Raw genomic sequence first — 22,807 nt, 5'->3', positions numbered from 1 at the left:
CTATGCTTTGTAGTGTACATAAGTACATTAACTAAGTTCCAAGGGTTTTCGAAGGGAGAAGAGGTCGATGAACATGAAGAGGATAGGCACCCTGGCAGCCGCTTTCGCCTTGACCGCGTTTGCCGCCTGCGCGCTCGCCGGCTGCGGAGCGAGTCTGGACCGCGAAGTGACCGTGCAGGACATAACGTTCAAGGTCCCGAAAACGTGGCTGGAAAGCCCGGGCGGCAACGGCTCGAGCGGAGCGGTCGTGTTCACGGAGGACAACGAGGACTTGGATGAGGACGAGACGGGCAACAGCCTGACTATCAGCTACGAGAAGCTTGGTGCGCCGACGGCCGCCGTTGTCGAGGAACAGGTCGGGGCCGCCGAGCAAGAGGGCGAGGTCATCGAGGAAGAGGGTGCCAAGCCGGCTGAGAAGGCCGAAAGCGCCAAGCCCGTTGCCCGCACGGCAGCCGAGGCCATCGCGGCCAAGCAGGCCGATCTGGAGAAGAAGTATGGAATTACCGCGTGGAGCATCGACAAGGAGAAGTCCAAGGTGATCGACGGTGCCCAGGTTACGGTGTACGAGTACAGCTTCGTCAAGGACATTGAGGGTCAGAAGCGTAAGTACGAGAGCAAGACGGCCTATGTCGTCACTACCGACACGCTCTACGAGATCGCGGTCGTGGGCGACAAGGCGGACATCAACGGCGTCGTGGACAGCATCGAGCTGTAAGCGTCGAGAAGGAGAGCAACGTATCTGAGAGAACACCGGTAGGAAGGTACACCCATTATGGATGATTCTATTGTTATCAAGCCGCAAACGCTCTCGAAGGGCCGTTTGTGGACAGCTCTCATCGCGATATTGTTGGGACAGTTCGTGGTCGCCATCGACCTCACCGTTCTCAACATCGCGCTGCCCGAGCTCACTCGGGACCTCAGTCCCTCGTCAGACCAGCTTCTCTGGGTGGTCGACGTCTACTCGCTCGTCTTGGCGGGCTTCCTCGTTGCCACCAGCTCGCTTTCGGATAGGTTCGGCAGGAAGAAGATGCTCCTCGCGGGCTTCCTGATATTCGGCATCGGCTCGGTGCTGGTCATATTCATAAACGACGCAAGCCAGCTCATTGCCATCCGGGCCTTCTTGGGTATCGGCGGTGCGATGATCATGCCCATCACCATATCCATGATCCGAAGCATCTTCACGGATTCGAAGGAGCGCGCGATAGCTGTGGCCGCCTGGTCGGCCATCAGCGCCATCGGCATGGCGGCCGGCCCGCTCATCGGCGGCTTTCTGCTGGAGCACTTCAATTGGCACTCGGCGTTCCTTGTGAACGTGCCCATCGTGGGCGTCGCCTTCCTGCTCGGCATGTTCGCCATGCCGGAAGTGAAGCTCAAGAACCCCGGGCGCTTCGACGTTCTGGGATCGGTGCTTGCCCTCGCCGGCATGGTAGCGCTTCTGTGGGGCATCAAGCACCTTGCGGCCGAACTCGCGTTCGACGTTCCCGGCACGGCGGCAACCCTCGGCGGCCTGGCGCTCATGGCTCTGTTCGTCTTCCGATGCCTGAAATCGCCGCATCCCATCGTCGATCTTTCCCTGTTCCGCAGCCGGACGTTCTCGGCCGGCGTCATCGCCACCATGGCGTGCACGTTCGCCCTGGCCGTGCTCTTGTACATGCTGGCCCAGTGGCTGCAGCTGGTCAACGGCGACGGCACGCTCGAATCAGGCATCCACCTCATTCCCCTGTCGGTGGCCACGCTGATCTCGAGCTTGGGCGCGGCCGCCCTTGCCATGCGCTATCAGGCGCGGCACGTGGTGGCGGCCGGCCTGGGGCTCGCTTCGGTGGCCATGCTCATGATGTTCTTCTTCCAAGATGACCTCTCCCTCACCGTCGTCATCGTGTCCACCTGCCTGGTGGGGCTGGGAACCGGCGCCCTGGCAATCGGCGCATCGCTCATCATGGCCGAGACGCCCGTCGAGAAGGCGTCGAGTGCGGGCAGCCTCCAGGAGATATCCTACGACCTGGGCAACGTGCTGGGTGTGGCCATCCTGGGAAGCCTCGCCTCCATCATCTACCGCTCGGAGCTCGGCACCGGTGCCCTGCGCGCCATGGGCCTGGACGGGCAGCTGATCAACGCCGCGAAGCAGTCGTTCGCGGCGACCACCGAGATCGGCAACATGCTCGGACTGCCCGAGCTGATCCAACGAGGTGCGGACGCGTTCAACCAGTCCCTGGTGGTGACGTGCCTTGCGGGTGGCGTTATCATCCTGGTGGCGGCTGTTCTCGTGTGGAGGCTCATCCCTAAGGGGTTGAAGATCACCGAGGAAAGCGATGAGGAAGTCCCATCGGACGATCGCTCGCTGCCCGCATCGGGCGAAGGCCCGTCGGTTGACGGCGGCGATGTCGGTGCCGCCCAGCCTGAGCCTGCCGGGAACGCATCCGCCGCGAACCTGGACGACGTGAAGATGCTGCCCGGGGCCTTCCCCGTGCCTGTCGCGACCCTGTCCCGCGAGGGAGGCGCCCTGGCGCAGTCTGCGGCGATTGCCAAGATCATTGAGGATGCGGGGATAGGCGTGGTGAACGTGCCTCTCGACATCGCCACCTTGGATCGGATGGGGGAGATGTGCAACGACCTGGGGATCGACGTGACCACGGCGTTCATCGTGCTCGCCAAGAAGGCGATGGAGGAAGGCCGGCTCCCGCTCGGCCTGCCCGCCGACGCGGGGTGCGGCGCCGAGGATCTGGCTCGCATCGAACGCAACGTGGAGGCCCTCGACGAGGGACGCGGGGTAATGCACGAGTCGGACGACCGGATGAGGACGTGGGCCCCCGAGGCATGGGCGGACTACCGCTCGTGGAAGAGCCAGGACGAGGATGTCCACCGCTTGGTCAAGACGCTCGTCACGAGCATCGAGTCCGACGGAGCGGGTGCGGGGATCGGCGATCCCCGGCCGCTGAAGGCAGGCGAGACGTCGCTCTGGACACGCCGCATAGCCGACGACCACCTGCTGGTGTACCGCATGGACGGCGACGACCTGCAGATCGTCGCGTGCAGAAGCCACGCCAACACCCCGGTGCAGCCGTCGTAGGAGCCTTCCCTCCCTCCTCTTCGGCTTGAGCAAGGCGGCCCTCCTATTCGGGAGGGCCGCCATTGCTTTGTAGGACACCCGGCTAATCGGACAGAGGGTTCGAATCGTCCGGTAAGAGCCGCTCGGTTGCCGGTGCAGCCTGCGCTTCGAGCTGCGTTTTGTCCGATTCCGCCTGTGACCCTACTTGCGCATTTGTCTTCGCGTCCGCCTTCCGCGCGGCACGCTGCGGCAGGTACTCGCTCACCACGATGCCGGCGAAGATGAGGGCGAAGCCGGCGAACAGCGGTGCCGAGAGCAGCTCGCCTAGGAACAGCACCGAGAACAGCACGCCGAACACCGACTCCGTGGCCAGGAACAGCGAGGCGGGCGCCGGGTCCACGTGGGCCACCGCCACGTTCTGCAGCAGCAGCGCGACGCAGGAGGCGAATACGGCCAGGTAGGCCAGACTCGTCCACGTGTCGGCGCCGAGCGCTGCGAAGTTCGGTATCGGCTCGAGCGCCAGTCCGGCCGCGAGGCCCAGCAGGCCCGCCACCAAGAACTGGATAACGGTAAGCAGCGTCATGTCGCACCCGGGCGCGAACTTCGCCGTGTACACCACATGGAAGCTCAAAAATAGGGCGGACAGCAGCGTGATCAGGTCGCCGAAACGCAACGAGAACCCGGCCGCGCCCGCGAACGACACGCATCCCACGCCCGCCACGCACACCACGGCGGCAGCGAGGTTGAAGCGCGTGGGCCGCGGCCCGTGCAGCGCCCAGCCGAGGAACGGGATGATCACGCAGTACAGCGACGTGAGGAACGAGCTGTTCGACGCCGTGGTGTCGGTGAGCCCGGTGGAGTTGCTCCAGTAGGCCAGGAACACCATCACGCCCAGCACGGAGCCCTTGCACAGGTGCTCGGCGTCGATGCGCTTCCTGAAGCGGGGCAGCATGACCACGCCCAGGATGATGCCCGCGGCCGTGAAGCGCACGCCCACGATCCAAGCGGGCGGGAACGCATCCACCGTCGACTTGATGACGACGGTTCCCAGCCCCCAGATGGCGGCAGCCACCAGCAAGAACGCCTTGTACGTCCAGAGCGGCAGCGAAGCGGGTGTTTTCAGGATGCGGGCCATGGTCGCTGCATCATACCACGGCTGTTCCGACAGGGCGGCGTCCAGGTTTCAGCTTGCTGTTGAAAGAGGGCATCAGAAGCCTTGCCCGAACGGCGCATGCTACGATGGGGCGGTTACCATGACGAGGAGGCGAAACATGCCCACGTTCCGCGAGGTGCTGCGTGCGGCCGAGATCACCATCAAAGACAACACGTCCGGTCGCCGCATGCATGAGATAGAGAAGATACTCCGCGCCCATCACGCGTTCTCCGGCCTGACGCCCGAGAAGGCCACGGCCATTCTCGAGGATCTGGGACCCACATTCGTGAAGATGGGGCAGATCGCTTCGAATCGCAGCGATGTCATTCCCAAAGCCTATGCCGATGCGTTCAAGCAGCTGCGCGCCAACGTGGCGCCCGTGCCGTTCGAGGTGATCGTGCAGACGATCGAGGAATCGCTCGGGCACCCATGGCGCGAGACGTTCGCCGACATCGAGGAGAAGCCCCTGGGCTCGGCCTCGGTAGCGCAGGTGCACCGTGCCCGGCTGGCGCAAGGGCTGGGCGACCCGGTGGCGGCGGGCGCACAAGAGGAGCGGCCCACGACGAACGCGGCAGGAGGCGGCGCCGCAACGGCGCAGGGGCCGGTGGTGGCCGTGAAGGTGCGCCGCCCGAACGTGGTGGAGCAGATGGCCGAGGACATCACGCTCATCCGGCACGCGCTGGCGCTGGCCGACCTCACGCACATGACCGACGGCATCATGCTCACGCTGGGCGATTTGGTGGACGAGCTGGCGCGCACGACGGCCGAGGAGCTGGATTTCACCGTGGAGCTGGGAAACCTGGAGCGCTTCGGCGCCGAGCTGGCGAGCCAACCCCATGTGGAGAGCCCCCGCCCGTACCCTGAGTTCAGCACCGATGAGGTGCTGGTCATGGAGTACGTGGAGGGCGCGCACATCAACGACCTGCCCGCGCTGCGCGCCCAGGGCGACGACCCGGCCGCACTCGGGCGCCGGCTGGCGGAGAGCTACGTGACGCAGGTCATCGATGACGGCTTCTTCCATGCCGACCCGCATCCGGGCAACATCCTCGTGCGCGGCGAGGACATCGTGTGGATCGACCTGGGCATGACGGGCACGCTCTCCGCTTCCGAGCGCGCCATCGTGGGCCGGCTGTTCGCTTCCGTGGCGAAGAACGACCCATACGCCCTGAAGGACGCGTTGTTGGCGTTGGCTAAGGCGCATGGCCCGGTGGACCACGGTCTGCTGCTCGGCCAGATAAGCGCGCTGCTGGATTCGTATGCGTCGATCGACCTGGCGGACATCAACGTGGGCACGGCGCTGCTCGACGTCATAGAGGTCATGCGCACGCAGAACCTCACGCTGCCGCCGTCGCTCACCATGCTCGCGCGCGGCATGGTGACCATCGAGGGCGTGCTGGTGGACATCGCGCCGGAAACGAGCGTGGTGGAGATCATCTCCGACCACGTGAAGCGGCAGGCGCTCAGCTTCGATGCCTTGGAATCGAAGGCGAAGAGCCTGCTCATGGCCTCGGCCGCTTCCGCCGAGGCGGCGACGCGGCTTCCTACGCAGGTGTCGCACACGCTGGACATGCTCGATCGCGGCCAGGTGAAGGTGGGCGCCGACCTGCACGTGCCGGCGGACTTCACGGCGGCGCTCTACGCGGTGAGCGGTACCGTGGCCATGGCGCTGATCTCGGCCGGCCTCTTCGTGGGCTCGAGCCTCATCGCCCAGACGGCCATGCAGCCCCAGCTGCTGGGCGTGCCCCTGCTGGGCATCCTCGGGTACCTGGGCGCGTTCGTGCTGGGCGTCTACGTCATCTGGCGCGTCCTGCTGACCCGCCACCAGCAGCGCAACGACGAGAAAGTGGAGTAGGGGGTTCCGCCGGCCTGACGGCCGTCGGAACCTGCCGACGCTGCGAGGGGCCGTGGTGCCCGAGATTCGCGGGATCCCAAAAGCTCACGTACCGAAGTACGCTTCGCTTTCGCGATCCCGCGAATCTCGGGCACCACGGCCCTTCTCGCTGACTTACTGCGCCAACCTGTGCGTTTTTACGCGAACACGACGATGGCGGCGGGGTCCTTCACGCGCAGGGCGGCCGTCTCCATGATGCGGAACGTGTGGTTGAAGTCGGCGAGCTCCAGGTAGCCAACCGAGAGGTCCAGGCCCACGGCCAGGTCCATATACTCGGGCTCGGCGCACACGAGCGCGGCCTTGCCGGGGGCGAGGGCGCTCGTCATGAACACGTTGTCGCCGATGAGCTTCTGGATGCGGTCGATCTCCAGCATGCCGGTGCTCGGCTGCAGGCGCTGCAGGTCCAGGAACAAATCGGGTGCAACCACCAGCGCATAGCGGCCCAGGTAGCCGGTCTTGGCTAGCTGCGAAACGGCGGCGGCCACGTCGGAGAAGCCGTTCTCGCCGGCCTTCCAGTCGCCCTTCTTCACTTTCGCCGAACCCTTCACGGTGAGCAGGCCGTCGGCACCGAGGGCCTTGCTACCGTTCAGGACGAGGTCGTCCTCGCGGCGCGCGGCCTTCTTGGCGGCGGCGACGGCGGCAGACAGGTCGATGGGCAGGCCGGTTTGCGCGGCGAGCTCCAAGTCGCGTCCGAGCAGGGTGAAATCCTCGTAGAACAGCGGCAGCTCCAGCTGCGTGCGTCCGACGATGCGGCCGATGCCGTCTTCCAAGATCTCTTCCTTGCCCACGCCGTCAACCGCGACGGTGGTGGCGCCGGGGCCCAGCGGCCCGAACACCTTCAGGAAGCGGCGGCAGGCAAGCTGCTTGCGCGCCGTGCCGATGACGGTGTCGTCGATGCGGTTCCAGAGCTCTGCCGATAGGTCGGCTGATTCTCGTGCCAAGTAGTCCATAATGCGGTCCTTTCGCTCATGGGAAAACGATACGCGGAGCAGATGGCTTGCGCCGGGCGGTCGAGCAGCTTGCCGTGCGGCCGCCTCGTAGCAAACAAATGTTTCACGTGAAACACTTGTTTGCCGTCAGGCGGGCGGTCGTCGGGAAAAGGTGCCGAAGCGAGCGTCCGGTGGGAGGGCGCGCCCCCAGGTTCGAACGAGTGTTTCATGCGAAACGCTCGTTCGAGGCAGGCGTTCGCTACTCGGAGAGGTCGCCTACGGTGGGAGCGGCTGCGGGCGTCTCGGGCGCCGGGGCAATCTCGCCGTCCGTCACGATGCCGAGCTCCGCCAGCTGCTCCTGCACCTCTCCCTCGCCCTCCAGGAAGAACTCCGTTTCCTTGGGGTCCAGATGGCGCATGAGCGTGATGAGCTCGCCCATGTGGGCCTTCTCCTCGTCGCGGATGTCGGCCAGCACGGCCTTGGCCGCCGGGTCATCCGTGGCCAGGTAGTGCGCCTCGTACAGGAAGATGGCCTCGACCTCGCCTGCGATGTCGATGCGCAGGGCCTGCATGAGCTCCGCGTTCGTCATCTTGCGGTCGACGTTGCCGGAGAACGGGTTCGGGAAGTTGGGCATGATGGTCCCTCTCTTTCGCTGTGCCGCGGCGGTGCGGCCGACCGTCCGAAGCGCGAAGCACTCGGACGAGCAGGCGATCCGCCGAGCGGCGGTTGTCTCTCTTACCTTGGGGGATATGGTACTGCGGATGTCAGCAAAAGTCCCGAAAAATAATCTTCCTTATTGAGAACTTCTCTCAATAAGCACAATTCGGCAGCTCGAAGAAAGCCGGCACGCGTGCTGTGCGGCTATTTCTGCTCCGTGGCCTGCCGGGCGGCCAGACGGCGGTAGGCCACCACGCCCGCCGCCACGAGCGCGAGGGTGAGTGCGACGGTGACGGCGGCCACGGTGTAGTTGCCGTCGCCCAGCGCGCCGGCGGCTAGCGTTGACGAGACGATGGAGGGAATGCGGCCCACGGTGGTGAGGGCCACGATGCGCCAGACGGGGCTCGTTCCAAGCCCGGCCACGTAGGTGAGCAGGTCCTTCGGCGTGCCGGGGATCAGGAATACCATGAACAGCAGCAGCTCGAAGCGGCGCGCGTCGCGTAGCCACCGCACCGACGCTATCTTCTCGGGCGGGAAGAACAGCCCCACGAGGCGCATGCCGAAGGCGCGCACCAGCACCATGACCAGGACAGTTCCCAGCGCGCTGGCCACGAGGCACCACAGCGTGCCCTCCCAGAAGCCGAATGCGTAGCCCGCGCCCAGCTCAAGCGGCTCGCCCGGAAGGAACGCGAGCACCACCTGCGCCATGTTGGCTGTCACGAACAGGAAGCGTCCCATAGCGCCAGCCTCATCGACCCACGCGCGGAACCGCGGGGCGTCGCCCACGAACGCCAGCAGCTCCGGTCCGAAGCGCACGCAGAGCGCCGCGAGGGCGGCGGTGAGGCACAGCAGGCCGGCGACGACGGCGATACGCTTCCGTACGATCGCCCGGTGCCGGGCGGCATCGCCGGGCACCGTCGCCGGGCGCGGAGCGGCGGGGGCCAAGGGGGTCGCGGTGTCTTCCATGGATGCTCCGTTTCTCGGGTGCGTTCGGTACGCTTCCGATGCTACGGGGCAAATATCTACTGGTTGTCAACGGCTGGAAAATTCAAGGCAAAGCGCGCCGTCGTGCGCGCGCCGCCCCCGGCGCGGTTTCCCAGCGCCAAGCTGCCGCCATGCTTGTCGCACAGCAGCGCAGCTATGTTGAGACCCAGGCCGAAGTGGTCCTTCGACGGCGTCTCGCTGAAGAACGGCGCGCATCCCTGCTCCAGCGCCGCGGGCGAGAAGCCGGGCCCGTCGTCCTCCACCGTGAGCACGAGGAACCCGTCGCGCACGTCCATCCGCGCATCGACGTGCGCGACGGCGAAGCGGGCGGCGTTGCCCACGAGGTTCTCGGCCACCTCCTCTACCAGGGAGCGGTCGACGGCGAGCTCGGGGCGCTCGGCATCGCATCGTGCGCTGACGGAGAGCGCGAACGTCCGGTTCGGAGCGCAGAGCGACCGGCCGATGTCATCCACGGCGCCCGCCACGGCATCGAAGGGCTGGGCAGCCGGCCGCACGGCGCGGTCCTCCAGTTTCTGCAGCCCGCTCATGGCCGCCACGTAACGCGCCAAGCGTTCCACCTGCGCAGCGAGCGAGGCCGCGGAGGACGCCAGCTGTTCCGGGGTGGCGTCGCCGGCCTGCAGGTGCGCCTCCAGCAACTCCACCTTGCCCTTCAAGATGGTGAGCGGCGTGCGCAAATCGTGCGCGAACGCGGCGTTCAGGCGCTTGCGCTCCTCGGCCGTGCGCCACAGCGCGCGCTGCGAGGCGGCCAGCGACGCGCGCATCGTCTCGAACGAAGCGGCCAGCCGACCCAGCTCGTCGGCCCGGTCGTACGCCACGGAGAAGTCGAGGTCCTGATCGGCGATCTTCGACGCCGCTGCGTCGAGCGTGGAGAGCCCCGGCGCCAGCCGCATGCGGTAGAACCGCCGTGCCGCCGCGAAGATGCATGCGCCGAACCACAACGGGAACATGAAAAACGTCAGCAGCCCGAACAGCGTAGACAGCGCGCTCGCTCCCTCCGAGGGAGCCGAGTGGACGTAGTAGCCGATCGGCGAGACGAGCAGGTCGCCGAAACGGGATGGGCCCGCCCCGCCGCCCGCCGCCCCGTCGTCGGCCCCTTCGTCGAAGAACGCACTGTACGGGTTGTCGGCGTTCTCGGCGGCCCATTCGTCGAACAGCTCGCGGGCACGAGCGTCGTAGGCGGGAACGTCCTGCACCGCTATGCCGTCCTCGCCCTCGTAGGAGGAAAGCTCGCTGCTGCCCGCGAAGTACTCCTCGAGAACGAGCTTGCCCTCCTCGCCGGTCTCTACCCGGTACGAATACGTGTAGGCCTGGATCCTCTCCACGTGCAGGCTCGCCGGTGGGTTGCTTATCGGTATCGTTTCCCGCTCATCGTCGGCGCGCTGCACGAACAGCTCGTTGCCCGCCTGGTCGATGGCGAGCGAGCGGGCGGGCACGAGCGCGTTCGCCTCGGCATCGACCAGGTAGAGCCCCGATATCTCGTAGGCGTCGGCGGTCACTTCGTTCTGCAGCGCGGCGAACACCGATGCGGTGACAGTGGACAAGCCGAGCGCTGCCACCAGGAACCCCAGCATGTACACCATGAACGACGTCTTGAGCGACGCGTTATGCCACCGTTCGCGCAGGCGCGCGATGCGCCCTGTGCGCGAGCTGCTCATGCGCGCCATCGGTAGCCCATGCCCCATACGGTTTCCACGGGGTCGTGCTCGACACCGGCCGCAGCCAGCTTCTTGCGTATGCGGCGTATGTGCTCCGTGACCACCTGCGAATCGCTCTCGTTTTCCCACCCGCCCACGCGCTCGTGGATGCGGTCGCGATCGAATACCTGCCCGGGATGCTTCGACAGAAACGCCACGATATCGAACTCGCGTCGGGTGAGCTCGACGGGAGCGCCCGCCACCGTTACCGTGCGGGTGCGGTAGTCCACGGCAAGGTCGCCGTCGAAGCGCACCTCGGCGCGCACCTTCTGGCGCTGGTCGCGCGCGAGGTGGGCGTCCACCCGCGCTCCCAGCACGGCCAGCGAGAACGGCTTCAGCACGTAGTCGTCGGCCCCGCAGGCGAAGCCCTCGAGCGCATCGACATCCTCCACACGTGCCGTGAGGAACAGGATGGGGCAGGTCAGGTGCTCGCGAAGGCGGCGGCACACCTCGAACCCGTCCAAGCGCGGCATGCCCACGTCCAGCAGCACAAGGTCGGGCCCGTGCACGGCCTGCTCGAGCGCCTCCTGGCCACTGCCGGCCGTGAGCACGCGGAAGCCTCGGCCGGCGAAATATTCCTCCAGCATCTCCACTATCTCGGGCTCGTCGTCGGCGACCAGCAGCGTTGCCCGGTGCTCGCACTCGGTCATGGCAGGTTCTCCTTCGGGATGTCGTTCGGCCGCTCACGTTGGAGCGCTCGAAGGCCGAGCATAGCACGAGAATGTCGACAAACCATCAACGGCCGTGCTTCCTCCATCGTCCCTTATCCCGCCTCATGCGACCCGGGCGAAGGCCCGCTACCGCTCCGTGCGCTGCTTCACGATGAGCACGGGCACGGCGGCCTCGCGCAGTACGTGGCTGCTCACGCTGCCCAGGATGCCGCGCAGGGCGCCAAGGCCGCGCGAGCCCATGACGATGAGGTCGCAGGAATGCTCGTCGGCGAAGGCCACGATCTGCTCGCCGGGCACCGTCTCGTCCAGGAGGTCGACGGTTATCTCGTTCATCAGGCCTTTCAGCAGGCCGCCGATCTGCCGGCGCAGCGCGGCATCCGCCTCGGCGAGCGCCTCGTCGTAGTGGGCGTGCAGCAGCACGGACGACAGCTCGTCGGTGGTGTTGCGGCCTTCCTTCTCCAGCTTCTCTATGACCAACTGCTCCGTGTCGACTATCTGCACGATGCGCAACGCGGCTCCCGGGTCCTCGCGGGCGTAGCGCACGGCCTCGGCCAGCGCGGCCTGCGCCGATTCCGATCCGTCGTAGGGAACCATGATATTGTCGTAGAGCATGGCCGCTCCTCTCGCCGGGCGCCCGTCGTGGGCGCGATCACGTTGGCTCCAGTATAGCAGCAGCGCCCGTCGCTGCGTGCTGGTTGGGACATGCCGATGACGAAGGAGGGCGCGGCGGTCGCGGTCTATATCGATCGCACCGATCGCGTGAACTGCGCCGTGCGGCCAAGGCAGGGCGGCGCCGCGCGCGTCAAGCGGGAGGGGCGCCCTCGAGGTCGCGCTTGTCGGCGTGTTCCGCTCGGTCGTGCGTAAGAGGGGAGGTGGGCTGGGGAGCCGGGTCCTCCAGCCGCCTTCGCAGCAGTTGCAGGCCCCCCACCACCAGGCCGCCCGCCGCGAAGAACAGCGGGCTGAACGTCGTCAGCTCCATGGCCGGCTGCGGCACTGCCAGCGTGAGAGGGCCCTGCGCGATGGAATACAGCGAGCCTGCCATCATGCCGAGGACGGCGTACACGGTCTGCGAGCGGAACCGCTCCAGGCAGCGCCGAATGAGCCGCACGAACACCAGCACGCCGGTTGCAACGCCCGCGGCGAACACCAGAAGTACGGGCAGGTACGCCATATCGAGGCCCATCACGGCGCGCACCGCCCCCATGACAGGAACGTACAGGCCGAATATCAGCAGCAGCGTGGAGCCGGAAATGCCCGGCAGCACCATGGCGGTGATGGCCACCATGGCCGCGAAGAATACGTAAGCGGCGAGTCCCAGGTCAAGATGCTCAACCCCCACGCTGATCCCGGTGCCCGCCGTGGGGTTCAGCAGCGTGACGGCCACGACGAACGCCGCGCCCAGCACCGCGAACGCAAGATTGCGCGCACGTCCCTTCAGCACGCGCTTCTCCTCCAGCGCCACGATGGGGATGGCGAACACGATGAATCCCATGAACAGCGAGCTGACCTCGTAGATGTGCGAGTCGAAGAAGCTGGTCAGGGCCGCCGCCGACAGGCCGAACCCGACGATCCAGCCGAACGCAAGCTTCACCAGGAAGGAGAGCGCCGCGACCCTTGCCGGCCCCTTGCCGTGGAACAGGTCGTCGAGCGAGCCGATGAAGCGGTCGTAGAATCCCAGCAGGAATGCGATGGTGCCGCCCGACACGCCGGGCACGCTGTCGGCCAGCGCCATGCAGAATCCGCGGATGAAGTTGATGAGGAGCTCTTTCGCCTTGCGCATGGGGGCCTTTCGCGCCGTGTCGTGGGCGCCGCGTCGTGGCGGCGCAACGCGATCGCTGCGTCTGGTGCAGGATAACGGGCGGAGGGCGAAAGACCGGGGGATTTTGCGAGAATCTTACAAAGGGAAGGGGGACGGGGCCGCCCTCGACACAAGCTGCCCATAACTTCGCCGGGCTGGCGCCTTCGGGCTTCGGGCGGGCTCGAGCCGATCGGGCACTTGGCGCGGGCTTGCGGCAACGGCGCAGTCCGGCGGAGCGAGATGCGGAGTGGCGGTTCGGGTTGGGCGGTCCGGCTTTTACGCCTGCCTGACGGGACAGGTGGTGCGCAGGCGCGGGCGGGCTTGCGGCTACGGCGCCACCAACTCGAAGCTCGTGCAGGCGTCGGGGCTGTCAAGGAGCGTGCGGCCGCCCTTCACGAAGCGGAAGCGCGCGGGCACGGCGGGGCTCTCACGGATCGGGCGCGCCATAGATCCTTGCGCGGGCGCCTGCAGACGGTGGCCGCCCGCCTCCGGCAGCTCCACCCGCAGCGTCATGTCGCCTTGTCGCACCTCGACGGCCGTGTCGCTCGCCTCGCGGATGCGCACCCCGCGGTACGTGGCGAAGCGGTGCTCCACGCCCGCTATCCACACCACGCCGATACAGCCGGTGAAGCGCAGGCCGGCGAGCGGGATCTCGGCCAGCGCGAGCATGACGGATGCCGCGCAGCCGAAGTCGGTGCTCTGTATCCAAGTGTAGCCGCGGGGAAAGCTGTGCCCGCGGTCGCCTTCCATGTAGCCCTTGGCGTTCTCGAAGCGCAGTGTGCGGCCGTTCAGCTCCACCTCGCCGTCCACGCGGTGGCGCATGCTGAACACCGTGTGCTTCGTCTCCAGGGGCAGGTAGGCGAACGGCCCCATGATGTCGGAGCGCAGCGGCGTGAGCTCGCGGTAGCGCAAGCGGCCGACCAACTCCAGGTCGGGCGCCTGCACGTCCAGCATCATGCCGATGGGCGAGAACAGGCTGCGGCCCACGCGCATGCTGCGGGTTCCCGTTTGGCGGAAGTCCTCAAGCGGGAAGGGGAGGTAATGGGCGCCGTCCGCCGTGACCACCTGGATGAACGCCTCGTCTTGGGCGCGGCCGGGGATGACGGCCAGGATGTCGCCGCCCTGCTGCTGCTTCATGTACCAGCCTTCGTAGTACGGTCTCATGCGCGCTCCTCGCATCGGCATCGGGGAGCGACGATGATAGCATCGCCTCCGCCGCAGTCGCGAAGCCGTCACGCCCCCGTTCGCGAAGCGATGATCGAATAGAATGCCGCGCTGGCGAGCTCTGGGACGAACAGGCCGAGGAGCGGTTCTTCACGATGCGCAAAAAACGCACGGGATGCTGGGGGGGGGGGGCGTGATCGGGGCTGCGACGGAAGAGGTGAAGCGCGGTCGCCCAGGCGGGGAGGCGTCGGACAGTGACAATAGTGAACAACGTTCACAAATACTTGCGCTTTTCGCTATCGCGTCTATAATGAACGTCGTTCAGAAATATGAACAGTGTTCATTTTGGAGAAACGGAGCGTGCCATGTCATTACAACTTATCTTGGCGACAACCACTATCAGCCTCGCCCTCGTGTTCTACACCATCGGTGTTTTCGACGAGCGCCGCCACTCGCTGACGAAGCGCAACCTCGTGCTGTTCTGGACGGGTTTCGTCTTCGACACCACCGGCACTACCATCATGACGCTCATGGCCCAAAGCGGCGGAAACGCCGCGTTGGGAATGCACGCCGCCTCCGGCGTGCTGGCCATCGTGCTCATGGCGGCCCATGCCACCTGGGCTACCTTCACCTATCTGCGCGGCAGTGAGCGCGCAAAGCAGCGGTTCCACACGTTCAGCATCGTGGTCTGGCTGTTCTGGCTCATGCCCTACACGCTGGGCATCCTTCAGGGAGTGCCCGCTCTTCATCTGGCGAACTTGCAGGCGGGCATCGGCTCCCTCGCAGTCGTGTCCGTTGCCGCCGCGGTCATTGCCGTGAGCACGCTGCGTTCCCGCAAGCACCATCACGATCGTCGGAGGTAGCGCAGCTTGCACGCAGTCAGGTTACGGAAGGGATGGCCCTCGCTGCGGGATACGCCGCGAGGAATGCCGGTGTGGTAAGGTGGGTCGCGGCGGCAGGTTCTGAGGTCGCCGCTTTCGACGAGCATGCTGTCGGCGGGTCAAAGCCGGCCGGCAGTCAATTTGTTCCCGACGTGAGGAAAGGCGTTCAACATGGAGAGCAAGCAACCGTCCCCGATCGACCTGCTGGTGGAAGCGCACGCCGGGCTGGAGAGGCAGGGCCCCGGCTGCGCTAAGGAGACAGGTAGGGCTCTCGCCTTCCTCGGCGATCTCGACCTTATTGCGAATGCGGCTGACTTGGGCTGCGGCACCGGGGCCCAGACGCTGCTGCTTGCGCAGCACCTGAAGGGATCGGTTGTCGGCCTGGACTTGTTTCCAGCCTTCGTCGACGTCCTGAACGGGCAGGCTCGCGAGCAAGGTGTCGCCGACCGGGTGCGGGGCGTCGTCGGCTCGATGGATGACCTGCCATTCCAGAGGGAGTCGCTTGACCTGATCTGGTCGGAAGGTGCTATCGACAACATAGGTTTCGAGAAGGGTCTGGCGTATTGGCGCGGCTTCCTCAAACAGGGAGGCTATGTTGCTGTCACCTGCCCCTCCTGGCTCACGGACGAGCGCCCCGCCGTCATCGAGCGGTTTTGGACCGACGCCGGGAGCAGGTTGGATTCGGTGGCCTACGACATCGAGGCGCTCCAGCGATGCGGCTACCAGTTCGTCGCCGCGTTCGCCCTGCCGGAGACGTGCTGGATGGACGAGTACTTCACCCCGCGCGAGGCGGCGCTCGAAGGCCTGCTGCGGAAATACCCCGGCAACGAGACCGTAGAGGCCTTCGTCGCCGACAACCGCCACGAGGTCGAGCTCTACCAGGAGTACCAGCAACACTACGGCTACGTGTTCTATCTCGGCAGAAAGAGGTAACGGGATAATGATCCGGCGGGCCATGCTCGCCGGATCGGCTACTTCGACTTAGCGCGTTCCTGCCATCTTTCCGGGTCTCTATAGCCCAAAGCGCCGGGCGACATATCGAGACCTCGGCAATGCGACACAGCAAGTCGAATCCCACGTTGACGCGTCCCGCCTCGATACCGCTCACAAGTACGACCGAGCTTTGCCGACTATGTCGGCAAAGCGTTCTTGGGTGATGTTCTCGGCTTCGCATTTTCTTATTCGCGACCCGAGAAGTTCTTTTCGAGATTGAGCATCCATATCCGTCCACGATATGAAGCAACTCGGTTTCCTTTATATGCGATCACTGATATCCACACCGATTGATCTAAAACGGACACGCTTCAGCCGGGAGTGTAAGAGTTGGTATTAGCTCAATCAAAATGCGCCGTATAGAGAATGATGCCTTTCATTGCAATTTGAGCATTGGCGGGAAGATAGCTTCTGCTAGTCATTTTTAGTAATGCCAGCTACGGGCGGCTTTCCGCCCTTCTACAGGTTGCGGGACGTGGCGAGAAACTCTCCGCCTACGGAAAGCTTAGAAAGCCGCCGTCGAAACGGCGTGCACCAACCTGATGCTCGGGGGGGGGCATGTCGCGCCTGAGGCTGTCCGGGCCACGTCGGGGCACCTCCCGCGTCGGCCGTTCCTTTGTTTTGCTCGGTGAACAGTGGAAATGAAAGAGAAAGCCGGGCGACTCTGAACAAGTTCCCGGCTTAATCTAAACAACGTGTTCGATTTGTCGCTGGGGCTGTACGACCCCGCTAACTCTGATCGATGGTTCAAGATGTTCTCAGTAGATCACGGCCCCGGAGAGCACGGAACCGTGATGAAAACCTTCACTGATTCGCTGGGCGTCGAACATCAGCGGGGCAAGGACTATCGGTGCCTCAAGCCCCACATGCCGAGGCGCGGCCAGGCAGCTATCCTATGCACGCAGGTGGTGGATGCGAAAACGACTCAAGGCAGTTAGGCCACTTGAACTTCGACACGACGATGAACATCTACACGCATTTTGAGAAGGAAAACGACCGCATTGCAAGCGAAGCGTTTCGGAACGCGCTATCGTAGAAATAGACGTAGCCAAGAAACGAAGAAAGCGCCGGAGGTAGGTGATAACTCACCGTTCGGGCGCTTTGCTAAGTACATATTACAGCGGAATCACCTAATGTCAATCACGGTTCCGCTACGGTTCACATAAATCAGACGCTTGATCGCTTTGACCTTCGCGCAGCCGTTCCTCAGCTCGCGTTCTATGATCCCATCGGAAGCACCCTTCATGCGCCGGGAATCGAAGATGATGTTCGCTGCTTGGTGGCTTGCCTTGCGAAGGTTGCGCTCAATCGCCTTTGGATTGATAGCTTTAGGAGCCTTGATCTCCCATGCTGCGCCGTCAATGATCACGTCAGCTGACGTAGTTCGGTACTCCTCGCTGCGGCGGATGAACTCTACGGTCATGCCTGCCATCGCGAGCGACTTGGCCGTCTCGTATTCGTGCGGCCAGACGTTGAGGTCTGGCGCAATGATGATCTTCCCCCTAGGTTGTTTCATAACGATCATTATACGGCTGCTAAGGTTGCCGGGGCTTGCAACTTGTGCGCCGTAGGCTTCTTACCTAGAAACCTATCAGGTCGCGAACTTCGACGTCGAGAGCCATGGCGATACGGTGAATCGCGCTGATGCTTATATGGGTCTTGCCAAGCTCGATGCGTGATATATACGCTTTTCCTTTTGAGCTGCCTATCATGAGAGCGAGTTTATCCTGCGCCATTTCCTGTTCCAAGCGGAATCGTCGTATTCGCATAACGAGCTTCTGCAGGAAAAGAAGGGTTCGTGGGAATACGCGACGAAGACGAAAAGTGGCCTCAATAGTGATGGACTCGGAGCGCTTCTTTCGGAAATGATAGCAAGGTAGTGATCGTATTATGACGATGGACAAAAATAATTTTCCCGCAGTTTTCTCCGCGAGTAGATTGAAAGACGGGAACAAAGAAACAGGCCAGCCAAGTTTCCTTGACTGACCTGCACTTTTTCTGGAGCCAACGAGCGGATTCGAACCGCTGACCTACGCATTACGAGTGCGTTGCTCTACCAGCTGAGCCACGTTGGCGTCACGGCTTCTTTGCGAAGCGCGAATACGCAGTATACCGAAAGGTGCTCCGACCTGCAATAGGCCGTTGCGAGCAATCCTCAAATTTATCTTGGAACGTCGTTTGCCCCCGTGCGCATCTGGACGCTGATACGGGGGCGCGGTTCGAGAGGGCGCGGTCGAGGCGTTCCGGCTCGCTGCCAGGCCGGTAACGACCTTCGCAAGCCGGCCGCACGACGCGGAGAAGCGCACGCATGCCGCGCTACGATCGGGCTGCGAACGGCAAAGAGGTTTTAACGAAGGCGGAAGGAGCGGTCCGATGGTGAAATCGAGCGCAGGGCCAGACATGCAGGCGATCGTGGTAAACGCGTTCGGCGGGCCAGATGTGTTGGTGGAGCAGCGCGTTCCCATGCCCGAGCCGCATGCAGGCGAGGTGCGCGTGCGCCTGTGCGCAGCCGGTGTCAACCCGGTGGAAACCTATCTGCGCGCGGGCCAGTACGCCCAGCTCCCCGAGCTGCCCTACGTTCCAGGCAACGACGGCGCCGGCATCGTCGACGCGTGCGGGGCGAACCTTCCCTCGGGCGCTCCGCACGTGGGGGAGCGCGTGTTCGTGGCGGCGGCGCGTGCCCGCCGCTGCACCGGCACCTATGCCGAGTTCGTCGTCTGCGACGCCTCCGCCGTGGCCCCGCTTCCCGACGCCGTTCCGTTCGAGCAGGGCGCGGGCCTCGGCACTCCCGGACTGGCGGCGGCCGACGCGTTGTTCGTGCGTGCGCGGGTGCGTCCCGGCGAAACGGTGCTCGTCCACGGTGCAAGCGGCGGGGTGGGAACCCTCGCGGTGCAGCTTGCGCATCGCATCGGGGCCGTCGTGTACGGCACGGCCGGCGACGCCCGAGGTCGGCAGCTCGTGGAGTGCCTCGGTGCCCGGCGCGCCTTCGACCACCACGCCGAGGGTTACTTGGATGAGATTCTTGCGGCCACCCAGGGTCGCGGCGTCGATGTCGTGATCGACATGGCTGCGCAAGCCAACCTCATGAAGGATGCGAAGGTGGCCGCCGTGCGCGGGTGCATCGTGATCGTCGGCAGCCGCGGCTCGCTCGACTTCGATCCCCGTGCGCTCATGAAGGCCGACCTCGACGTGCGCGGCATGGGCGTGAACAACCTGCATCCCGACGAGCTCGATTTGGTGATGCACGCGCTGTCTGCCGCGCTGCAGGGCGGGATGCGGGTGATCGTCGCGCGTTCGTTCCCCTTGGAGGAGGCTGCCGACGCCCATCGCGCCGTCGCCGAGCGCGGCAAGGACGGGAAGATCGTGCTCGTCATGCCTGGTGGTTGCGCATGATCTACGTCACGGGCGACACCCATGGCAGCTACCGGCACGTTCGCGCTTTCGCGCGCGAGCACAGCCTGGGCCCCGACGACGTGATCGTGTGCCTGGGCGACACCGGGTTCGACTACTTCGGCGACGAGCGCGACGACGCCGTGAAGGTTCGCGCCTCCCTGGCGGGCGTCACCTTCCTCTGCATCCGCGGCAACCACGACCGCAACCCGGCGGCGCTCTCCGGCTACCACCTGCAACCGTGGCACGGCGGCGAGGCGTACGTCAACGAGGCATATCCCCGAATCCTGTTCGCCCGTGACGGCAGCGTGTTCGACCTCGAGGGCCGCCTTGCCATCGCCATCGGCGGCGCCTACAGCGTGGACAAGCAGCACCGGCTGGCGAACAGCCATCTCTGGTTCCCCGACGAGCAGCTCACCGAAGCCGAGAAGCGGCACGTCGAACAGGCCCTCGACCGCCGACGCTGGCGCATCGACACCGTGCTCTCCCACACTTGCCCCGCCGCGTTCGTCCCGCAGGAGGCCCTGCTGCCATCCATCGACCAGTCCACGGTTGATATCTCCATGGAGGATTGGCTGCAGCGCATCGAGCAGCGCCTCGACTACCGCCGCTGGTACTGCGGCCACTTCCACATCGAGAAGCAGGTAGGCCGCCTCCGCTTCCTCCACAAGGACATCGTGCCGATCTAGGCGGCCCCCTCGCGCCCGCCCTACGCCGGCGGGAACCTCACCACCAGGTACAGCCCCGCAATAACCACGGTGAGCAGCATGATGGGGAAGCCGGACTTCAGGAACTGCACGAACGTGATCTCGTGGCCGTTCTTCTTGCTGATGTCGGACAGCACCACGTTGGCGCTGGCGCCGATGAGGGTGCCGTTGCCGCCGAGGCAGGCGCCCAGCGACACGGCCCACCATAGCGGCGTGACGTCCATGCCAGTGGACTCCATGGCCAGCAGGATGGGGATCATGGTGGCCACGAACGGGATGTTGTCCAGGAAGCTGGAGATGACGGCCGAGCCCACCAGCAGCACGAGCATGGTGACGAACACGTTGCCGCCCGTGGCGTCGATGAGCGCGTGCGCCAGCATCTCGATGACGCCCGTCTCGGCCATGGCGCCCACGATGACGAACAGGCCGGCGAAGAACGCGAGCGTGGTCCACTCCACGTTCGCGAGCGCCTCCTCGATGCTCTCGCCCGAGATGAGCATGATGATGCCGGCCGCGCCGAGCGCGATGACGCTCGACTCCAGCCCCAGCGCGCCGTGCGCCATGAAGCCCACCACCACGAGGCCTATCATGACGTAGCTCTGCTTCAGCAGACGCTTGTTCTTGATCATGGCGTGCTCGTCCAGCTCCATGATGCGTGCACGATGCTCCTCGTTCACGTGCATCTTCCGGCCGTACAGGAAATAGAACACCACCAGCACTGCAGCCAGGATGACCACGACGGCCGGCGCGTCGTACAGGATGAAATCGAAGAACGTGAATCCGGCGGCCGAGCCGATCATGATGTTGGGCGGGTCGCCGATGAGCGTGGCGGTGCCGCCGATGTTGGACGCGAGGATCTCGGTCATAAAGAAAGGTATGGGATTCACGTCGAGCAGCTTGCACACGGTGAGCGTCATGGGGCCGATGAGAAGCACGGTGGTCACGTTGTCCAAGAACGCCGATAGCACGGCGGTGAGCAGCACGAACAGCAGCATGACCTTCCACGGCTCGCCCTTGGCGAGCCTCGCGGCCTTGATGGCCAGGAACTCGAACATGCCGGAGAGCTTCACCACCGACACGAACAGCATCATGCCCAGGAGCACGCCGAGCGTGTTGAAGTCGATGTGCTCCATGGCCGCGTCGAACGGCAGCACGTGCAGCGCCAGCACCAGCATGGCGCCCACGATGGCGGCAAGCGAGCGGTGCAGCTTCTCCGTCATGATGGCCGCCATGACGATGACGAACACCGCGATCGATACGATTTGGCTTACGTCCATGCGAGCTCCCCCTGCGAACCGGGCTGTACGATGTCCACCCCGCCCCCCGCCTGCTCGAAGCAGTCAAGCGGCCAGATCACCTCACTATACCAATATCGGGGAGCAAGCGACAGGGCGAAATCGCCCTATGCGTGACGGCGTCCGCGACGTGCTGTCGGCGACACCCGGCTGGAGGTGCGGTGGGCGAGCTCTGTCCCTGCGGCTACGACAAGGGGTACTGGAGGAGCTCGTCGATGGTGATGAAGCGGTAGCCCTGGTCCTTCAGGCGGGGGAGCGCCTTCTTGAGCGCCTCGATGGTCTGCGAGCGATCGCCGCCGCCGTCGTGCATGAGGACGATGGCCCCCGGCCAAGCATCCTCGATCTGCTTGGCGATGGCGTCCGCTCCCGGTCTGCGCCAGTCGCTCGAATCGATGTTCCAGCCGATCTCCGCCTTGATGAGCGGGCCGATGTTCTTCACCACGTCGTCGCCGAAATTGCCCCCGGGGGTGCGGAAGATACGGCTCGCCTCGGCGCCGGTGACGGCCTCGATGGCGGCGCGCCCTTTCTCTACCTCAGCTTTCTGCTCCTCGGGCGACATGAAGCCCAGGTTCACGCCCTGGCCGCTGCCGGCGGCGTGGTCGTAGGAGTGCGTGCACACCTGATGGCCCTCGGAGACTGCGCGCTTCACGAACGCGTCGCCGTTGTCCTGTTCGATGCGGTTGCCCACGGTGAAGAACGTGGCCTTGGCGCCGTGTTCGGCCAGCACGTCGAGCACCTGGCCGGTCTGGTCGCCCCAGGGGCCGTCGTCGAACGTGAGCGCGATCACCTTGTCGTCGCCCACGTCGGGCGATACGTTGCGGCGCACGATGTTGCTGGGCTCCTGCTTGACCTGCTCGGCCGTGATGCCGGACGTCTTGCCGGTCTTCGTGGCCTTTACGCCGTCCTTGCCCTCGCCCTCCACCAGGTGGATGGCGCCGTTGCCTTCCTGTGCGACCGTCCAGGGAATGGCTGTTTCCACGGAGTCGGACGGCTCCTCGATCGGGCCGCCGTCGCCGATCTCCACTACGTCTCCCGACCCCAGCTTCGTGTCAAGCTCGGTGACCTTCTCGCCGTTCACCGTGGCGTGGAACGGCTCCCCTTTGCCTGCCTCCAGCACGCTGCCGTCCACGGCCAGCAGGTCGCCCGGCTGGGGCTTGACGCCGCTGGCGGACAGGGCGTCGCCGAGCGTCTTGCCGCCGTGCACTTCGACGCTCGCCCCGTTCAGCGTGATGTTGGCGGGCAGGCTCTGCACGAACAGCACCACGCCGATGATGACGGCGGCCACCAAGCCCACGCCGGCGAGCACGCTCGCAAGTCGCCGGCCGGGGCGCTCGGGCTTCTGCGCGATGCGCATATAGCGGTCGTGATCTTGGTAGGGGGCCGAGGCGGCGTCGACTTGCGCACCGCGCCCCTTGCCGTGGGAGGCGTCGCTCGCCCGACGCGGCCGCGCCCCTGCGCTTGCCGATGGGCTGTAGCGCTGACCGTTGCGGTTTTGCGGGGGAATGCGCCCTGAGTGGGAGGGACGTCCTCCCG

General features: G+C 65.2%; 20 protein-coding genes and 1 tRNA gene. 7 read left to right on the top strand and 14 right to left on the bottom strand.

Features of this window, described 5'->3' with window-relative positions; all coding sequences use genetic code 11:
• The first annotated feature begins 67 nt into the window (after positions 1-67).
• Both LB310_RS03115 and LB310_RS03110 read left to right on the top strand, forming a co-directional pair.
• Positions 68-715, top strand: a complete 648-nt coding sequence (locus LB310_RS03115; protein WP_087190741.1) for a hypothetical protein — start codon at positions 68-70, stop codon at positions 713-715.
• Between the two features lie 57 nt (positions 716-772).
• Positions 773-3,067 carry an MFS transporter gene (locus LB310_RS03110; RefSeq protein ID WP_301154443.1) on the top strand — a complete coding sequence of 765 codons (2,295 nt, stop codon included), beginning with the start codon at positions 773-775 and terminating at the stop codon, positions 3,065-3,067.
• Between the two features lie 82 nt (positions 3,068-3,149).
• Here the strand turns inward: LB310_RS03110 and LB310_RS03105 are convergent, their stop codons facing one another.
• On the bottom strand, positions 3,150-4,181 hold the full coding sequence (locus LB310_RS03105) for a DMT family transporter (RefSeq protein WP_301154438.1): 1,032 nt from the start codon (positions 4,179-4,181) through the stop codon (positions 3,150-3,152).
• A gap of 136 nt (positions 4,182-4,317) precedes the next feature.
• Here LB310_RS03105 and LB310_RS03100 point away from each other — a divergent pair, with 136 nt between their 5' ends.
• Positions 4,318-6,051 (top strand): AarF/UbiB family protein, encoded by a 1,734-nt coding sequence (locus tag LB310_RS03100; protein ID WP_301154435.1) that lies wholly within the window; start codon positions 4,318-4,320, stop codon positions 6,049-6,051.
• 176 nt (positions 6,052-6,227) lie between these two features.
• Here the strand turns inward: LB310_RS03100 and LB310_RS03095 are convergent, their stop codons facing one another.
• From LB310_RS03095 to LB310_RS03060, 8 genes are all read right to left on the bottom strand, one after another.
• Positions 6,228-7,040 (bottom strand): family 1 encapsulin nanocompartment shell protein, encoded by an 813-nt coding sequence (locus LB310_RS03095; RefSeq protein ID WP_278807133.1) that lies wholly within the window; start codon positions 7,038-7,040, stop codon positions 6,228-6,230.
• A gap of 238 nt (positions 7,041-7,278) precedes the next feature.
• Positions 7,279-7,653 carry a demethoxyubiquinone hydroxylase family protein gene (locus LB310_RS03090; RefSeq protein WP_301154426.1) on the bottom strand — a complete coding sequence of 125 codons (375 nt, stop codon included), beginning with the start codon at positions 7,651-7,653 and terminating at the stop codon, positions 7,279-7,281.
• A gap of 227 nt (positions 7,654-7,880) precedes the next feature.
• On the bottom strand, positions 7,881-8,642 hold the full coding sequence (locus tag LB310_RS03085) for a TVP38/TMEM64 family protein (RefSeq protein ID WP_278807132.1): 762 nt from the start codon (positions 8,640-8,642) through the stop codon (positions 7,881-7,883).
• 56 nt (positions 8,643-8,698) lie between these two features.
• The gene (locus tag LB310_RS03080; RefSeq protein ID WP_301154424.1) at positions 8,699-10,345 is read right to left on the bottom strand and encodes a HAMP domain-containing sensor histidine kinase; all 1,647 of its coding nucleotides are present in this window, start codon (positions 10,343-10,345) and stop codon (positions 8,699-8,701) included.
• Positions 10,333-11,025 (bottom strand): response regulator transcription factor, encoded by a 693-nt coding sequence (locus LB310_RS03075; protein WP_301154422.1) that lies wholly within the window; start codon positions 11,023-11,025, stop codon positions 10,333-10,335. The genes LB310_RS03080 and LB310_RS03075 overlap by 13 nt, the downstream gene beginning before the upstream one ends.
• Positions 11,026-11,172: 147 nt before the next feature.
• On the bottom strand, positions 11,173-11,658 hold the full coding sequence (locus tag LB310_RS03070) for a universal stress protein (protein WP_278807129.1): 486 nt from the start codon (positions 11,656-11,658) through the stop codon (positions 11,173-11,175).
• Between the two features lie 190 nt (positions 11,659-11,848).
• The gene (locus LB310_RS03065) at positions 11,849-12,826 is read right to left on the bottom strand and encodes a DUF368 domain-containing protein (RefSeq protein ID WP_278807128.1); all 978 of its coding nucleotides are present in this window, start codon (positions 12,824-12,826) and stop codon (positions 11,849-11,851) included.
• Between the two features lie 345 nt (positions 12,827-13,171).
• A complete protein-coding gene (locus LB310_RS03060; RefSeq protein WP_301154418.1) occupies positions 13,172-14,008 on the bottom strand; it encodes a tocopherol cyclase family protein in 837 nt (278 codons plus the stop codon).
• A gap of 365 nt (positions 14,009-14,373) precedes the next feature.
• Here LB310_RS03060 and LB310_RS03055 point away from each other — a divergent pair, with 365 nt between their 5' ends.
• Positions 14,374-14,871 (top strand): HsmA family protein, encoded by a 498-nt coding sequence (locus LB310_RS03055; RefSeq protein ID WP_278807124.1) that lies wholly within the window; start codon positions 14,374-14,376, stop codon positions 14,869-14,871.
• Positions 14,872-15,060: 189 nt separating this feature from the next.
• Complete coding sequence (locus LB310_RS03050; RefSeq protein ID WP_301154411.1) at positions 15,061-15,822, top strand: class I SAM-dependent methyltransferase; 762 nt, start codon at positions 15,061-15,063, stop codon at positions 15,820-15,822.
• A 1,186-nt stretch (positions 15,823-17,008) separates the two neighbouring features.
• On the opposite strand, the gene LB310_RS03045 is transcribed toward LB310_RS03050, so the two are convergent.
• From LB310_RS03045 to LB310_RS03035, 3 genes are all read right to left on the bottom strand, one after another.
• Entirely contained in the window at positions 17,009-17,407 is a 399-nt protein-coding gene (locus tag LB310_RS03045) for a hypothetical protein (RefSeq protein WP_096227575.1), read from the bottom strand.
• A gap of 55 nt (positions 17,408-17,462) precedes the next feature.
• Positions 17,463-17,651 (bottom strand): helix-turn-helix domain-containing protein, encoded by a 189-nt coding sequence (locus tag LB310_RS03040; protein ID WP_278807122.1) that lies wholly within the window; start codon positions 17,649-17,651, stop codon positions 17,463-17,465.
• Positions 17,652-17,881: 230 nt separating this feature from the next.
• Positions 17,882-17,957, bottom strand: a tRNA-Thr gene (locus tag LB310_RS03035).
• Between the two features lie 298 nt (positions 17,958-18,255).
• On the opposite strand from LB310_RS03035, the gene LB310_RS03030 reads away from it, so the two are divergent.
• Complete coding sequence (locus LB310_RS03030) at positions 18,256-19,275, top strand: NADPH:quinone reductase (protein WP_278807121.1); 1,020 nt, start codon at positions 18,256-18,258, stop codon at positions 19,273-19,275.
• Complete coding sequence (locus LB310_RS03025) at positions 19,272-19,961, top strand: metallophosphoesterase family protein (RefSeq protein ID WP_301154410.1); 690 nt, start codon at positions 19,272-19,274, stop codon at positions 19,959-19,961. Before LB310_RS03030 ends, LB310_RS03025 begins: the two co-directional genes overlap by 4 nt.
• Before the next feature lie 20 nt (positions 19,962-19,981).
• Here the strand turns inward: LB310_RS03025 and LB310_RS03020 are convergent, their stop codons facing one another.
• Complete coding sequence (locus LB310_RS03020; RefSeq protein ID WP_278807118.1) at positions 19,982-21,256, bottom strand: ArsB/NhaD family transporter; 1,275 nt, start codon at positions 21,254-21,256, stop codon at positions 19,982-19,984.
• A 202-nt stretch (positions 21,257-21,458) separates the two neighbouring features.
• Complete coding sequence (locus LB310_RS03015) at positions 21,459-22,628, bottom strand: polysaccharide deacetylase family protein (protein ID WP_123673053.1); 1,170 nt, start codon at positions 22,626-22,628, stop codon at positions 21,459-21,461.
• Between the last annotated feature and the right edge of the window lie 179 nt (positions 22,629-22,807).

Source organism: Gordonibacter sp. RACS_AR49 (assembly GCF_030418435.1).
GTDB lineage: Bacteria > Actinomycetota > Coriobacteriia > Coriobacteriales > Eggerthellaceae > Gordonibacter > Gordonibacter urolithinfaciens.
The sequence above is the reverse complement of the archived record's forward strand: the minus strand, read 5'-3'. Positions and strand labels throughout refer to the sequence as shown.

Excerpts from the sequence above, each read along its gene's own strand:
- LB310_RS03115 (WP_087190741.1), top strand. The coding sequence starts at position 68 with ATGAACATGAAGAGGATAGGCACCCTGGCAGCCGCTTTCGCCTTGACC.
- LB310_RS03110 (WP_301154443.1), top strand. The coding sequence starts at position 773 with ATGGATGATTCTATTGTTATCAAGCCGCAAACGCTCTCGAAGGGCCGT.
- LB310_RS03105 (WP_301154438.1), bottom strand. The coding sequence starts at position 4,181 with ATGGCCCGCATCCTGAAAACACCCGCTTCGCTGCCGCTCTGGACGTAC.
- LB310_RS03100 (WP_301154435.1), top strand. The coding sequence starts at position 4,318 with ATGCCCACGTTCCGCGAGGTGCTGCGTGCGGCCGAGATCACCATCAAA.
- LB310_RS03095 (WP_278807133.1), bottom strand. The coding sequence starts at position 7,040 with ATGGACTACTTGGCACGAGAATCAGCCGACCTATCGGCAGAGCTCTGG.
- LB310_RS03090 (WP_301154426.1), bottom strand. The coding sequence starts at position 7,653 with ATGCCCAACTTCCCGAACCCGTTCTCCGGCAACGTCGACCGCAAGATG.
- LB310_RS03085 (WP_278807132.1), bottom strand. The coding sequence starts at position 8,642 with ATGGAAGACACCGCGACCCCCTTGGCCCCCGCCGCTCCGCGCCCGGCG.
- LB310_RS03080 (WP_301154424.1), bottom strand. The coding sequence starts at position 10,345 with ATGGCGCGCATGAGCAGCTCGCGCACAGGGCGCATCGCGCGCCTGCGC.
- LB310_RS03075 (WP_301154422.1), bottom strand. The coding sequence starts at position 11,025 with ATGACCGAGTGCGAGCACCGGGCAACGCTGCTGGTCGCCGACGACGAG.
- LB310_RS03070 (WP_278807129.1), bottom strand. The coding sequence starts at position 11,658 with ATGCTCTACGACAATATCATGGTTCCCTACGACGGATCGGAATCGGCG.
- LB310_RS03065 (WP_278807128.1), bottom strand. The coding sequence starts at position 12,826 with ATGCGCAAGGCGAAAGAGCTCCTCATCAACTTCATCCGCGGATTCTGC.
- LB310_RS03060 (WP_301154418.1), bottom strand. The coding sequence starts at position 14,008 with ATGAGACCGTACTACGAAGGCTGGTACATGAAGCAGCAGCAGGGCGGC.
- LB310_RS03055 (WP_278807124.1), top strand. The coding sequence starts at position 14,374 with ATGTCATTACAACTTATCTTGGCGACAACCACTATCAGCCTCGCCCTC.
- LB310_RS03050 (WP_301154411.1), top strand. The coding sequence starts at position 15,061 with ATGGAGAGCAAGCAACCGTCCCCGATCGACCTGCTGGTGGAAGCGCAC.
- LB310_RS03045 (WP_096227575.1), bottom strand. The coding sequence starts at position 17,407 with ATGATCGTTATGAAACAACCTAGGGGGAAGATCATCATTGCGCCAGAC.
- LB310_RS03040 (WP_278807122.1), bottom strand. The coding sequence starts at position 17,651 with ATGCGAATACGACGATTCCGCTTGGAACAGGAAATGGCGCAGGATAAA.
- LB310_RS03030 (WP_278807121.1), top strand. The coding sequence starts at position 18,256 with ATGGTGAAATCGAGCGCAGGGCCAGACATGCAGGCGATCGTGGTAAAC.
- LB310_RS03025 (WP_301154410.1), top strand. The coding sequence starts at position 19,272 with ATGATCTACGTCACGGGCGACACCCATGGCAGCTACCGGCACGTTCGC.
- LB310_RS03020 (WP_278807118.1), bottom strand. The coding sequence starts at position 21,256 with ATGGACGTAAGCCAAATCGTATCGATCGCGGTGTTCGTCATCGTCATG.
- LB310_RS03015 (WP_123673053.1), bottom strand. The coding sequence starts at position 22,628 with ATGCGCATCGCGCAGAAGCCCGAGCGCCCCGGCCGGCGACTTGCGAGC.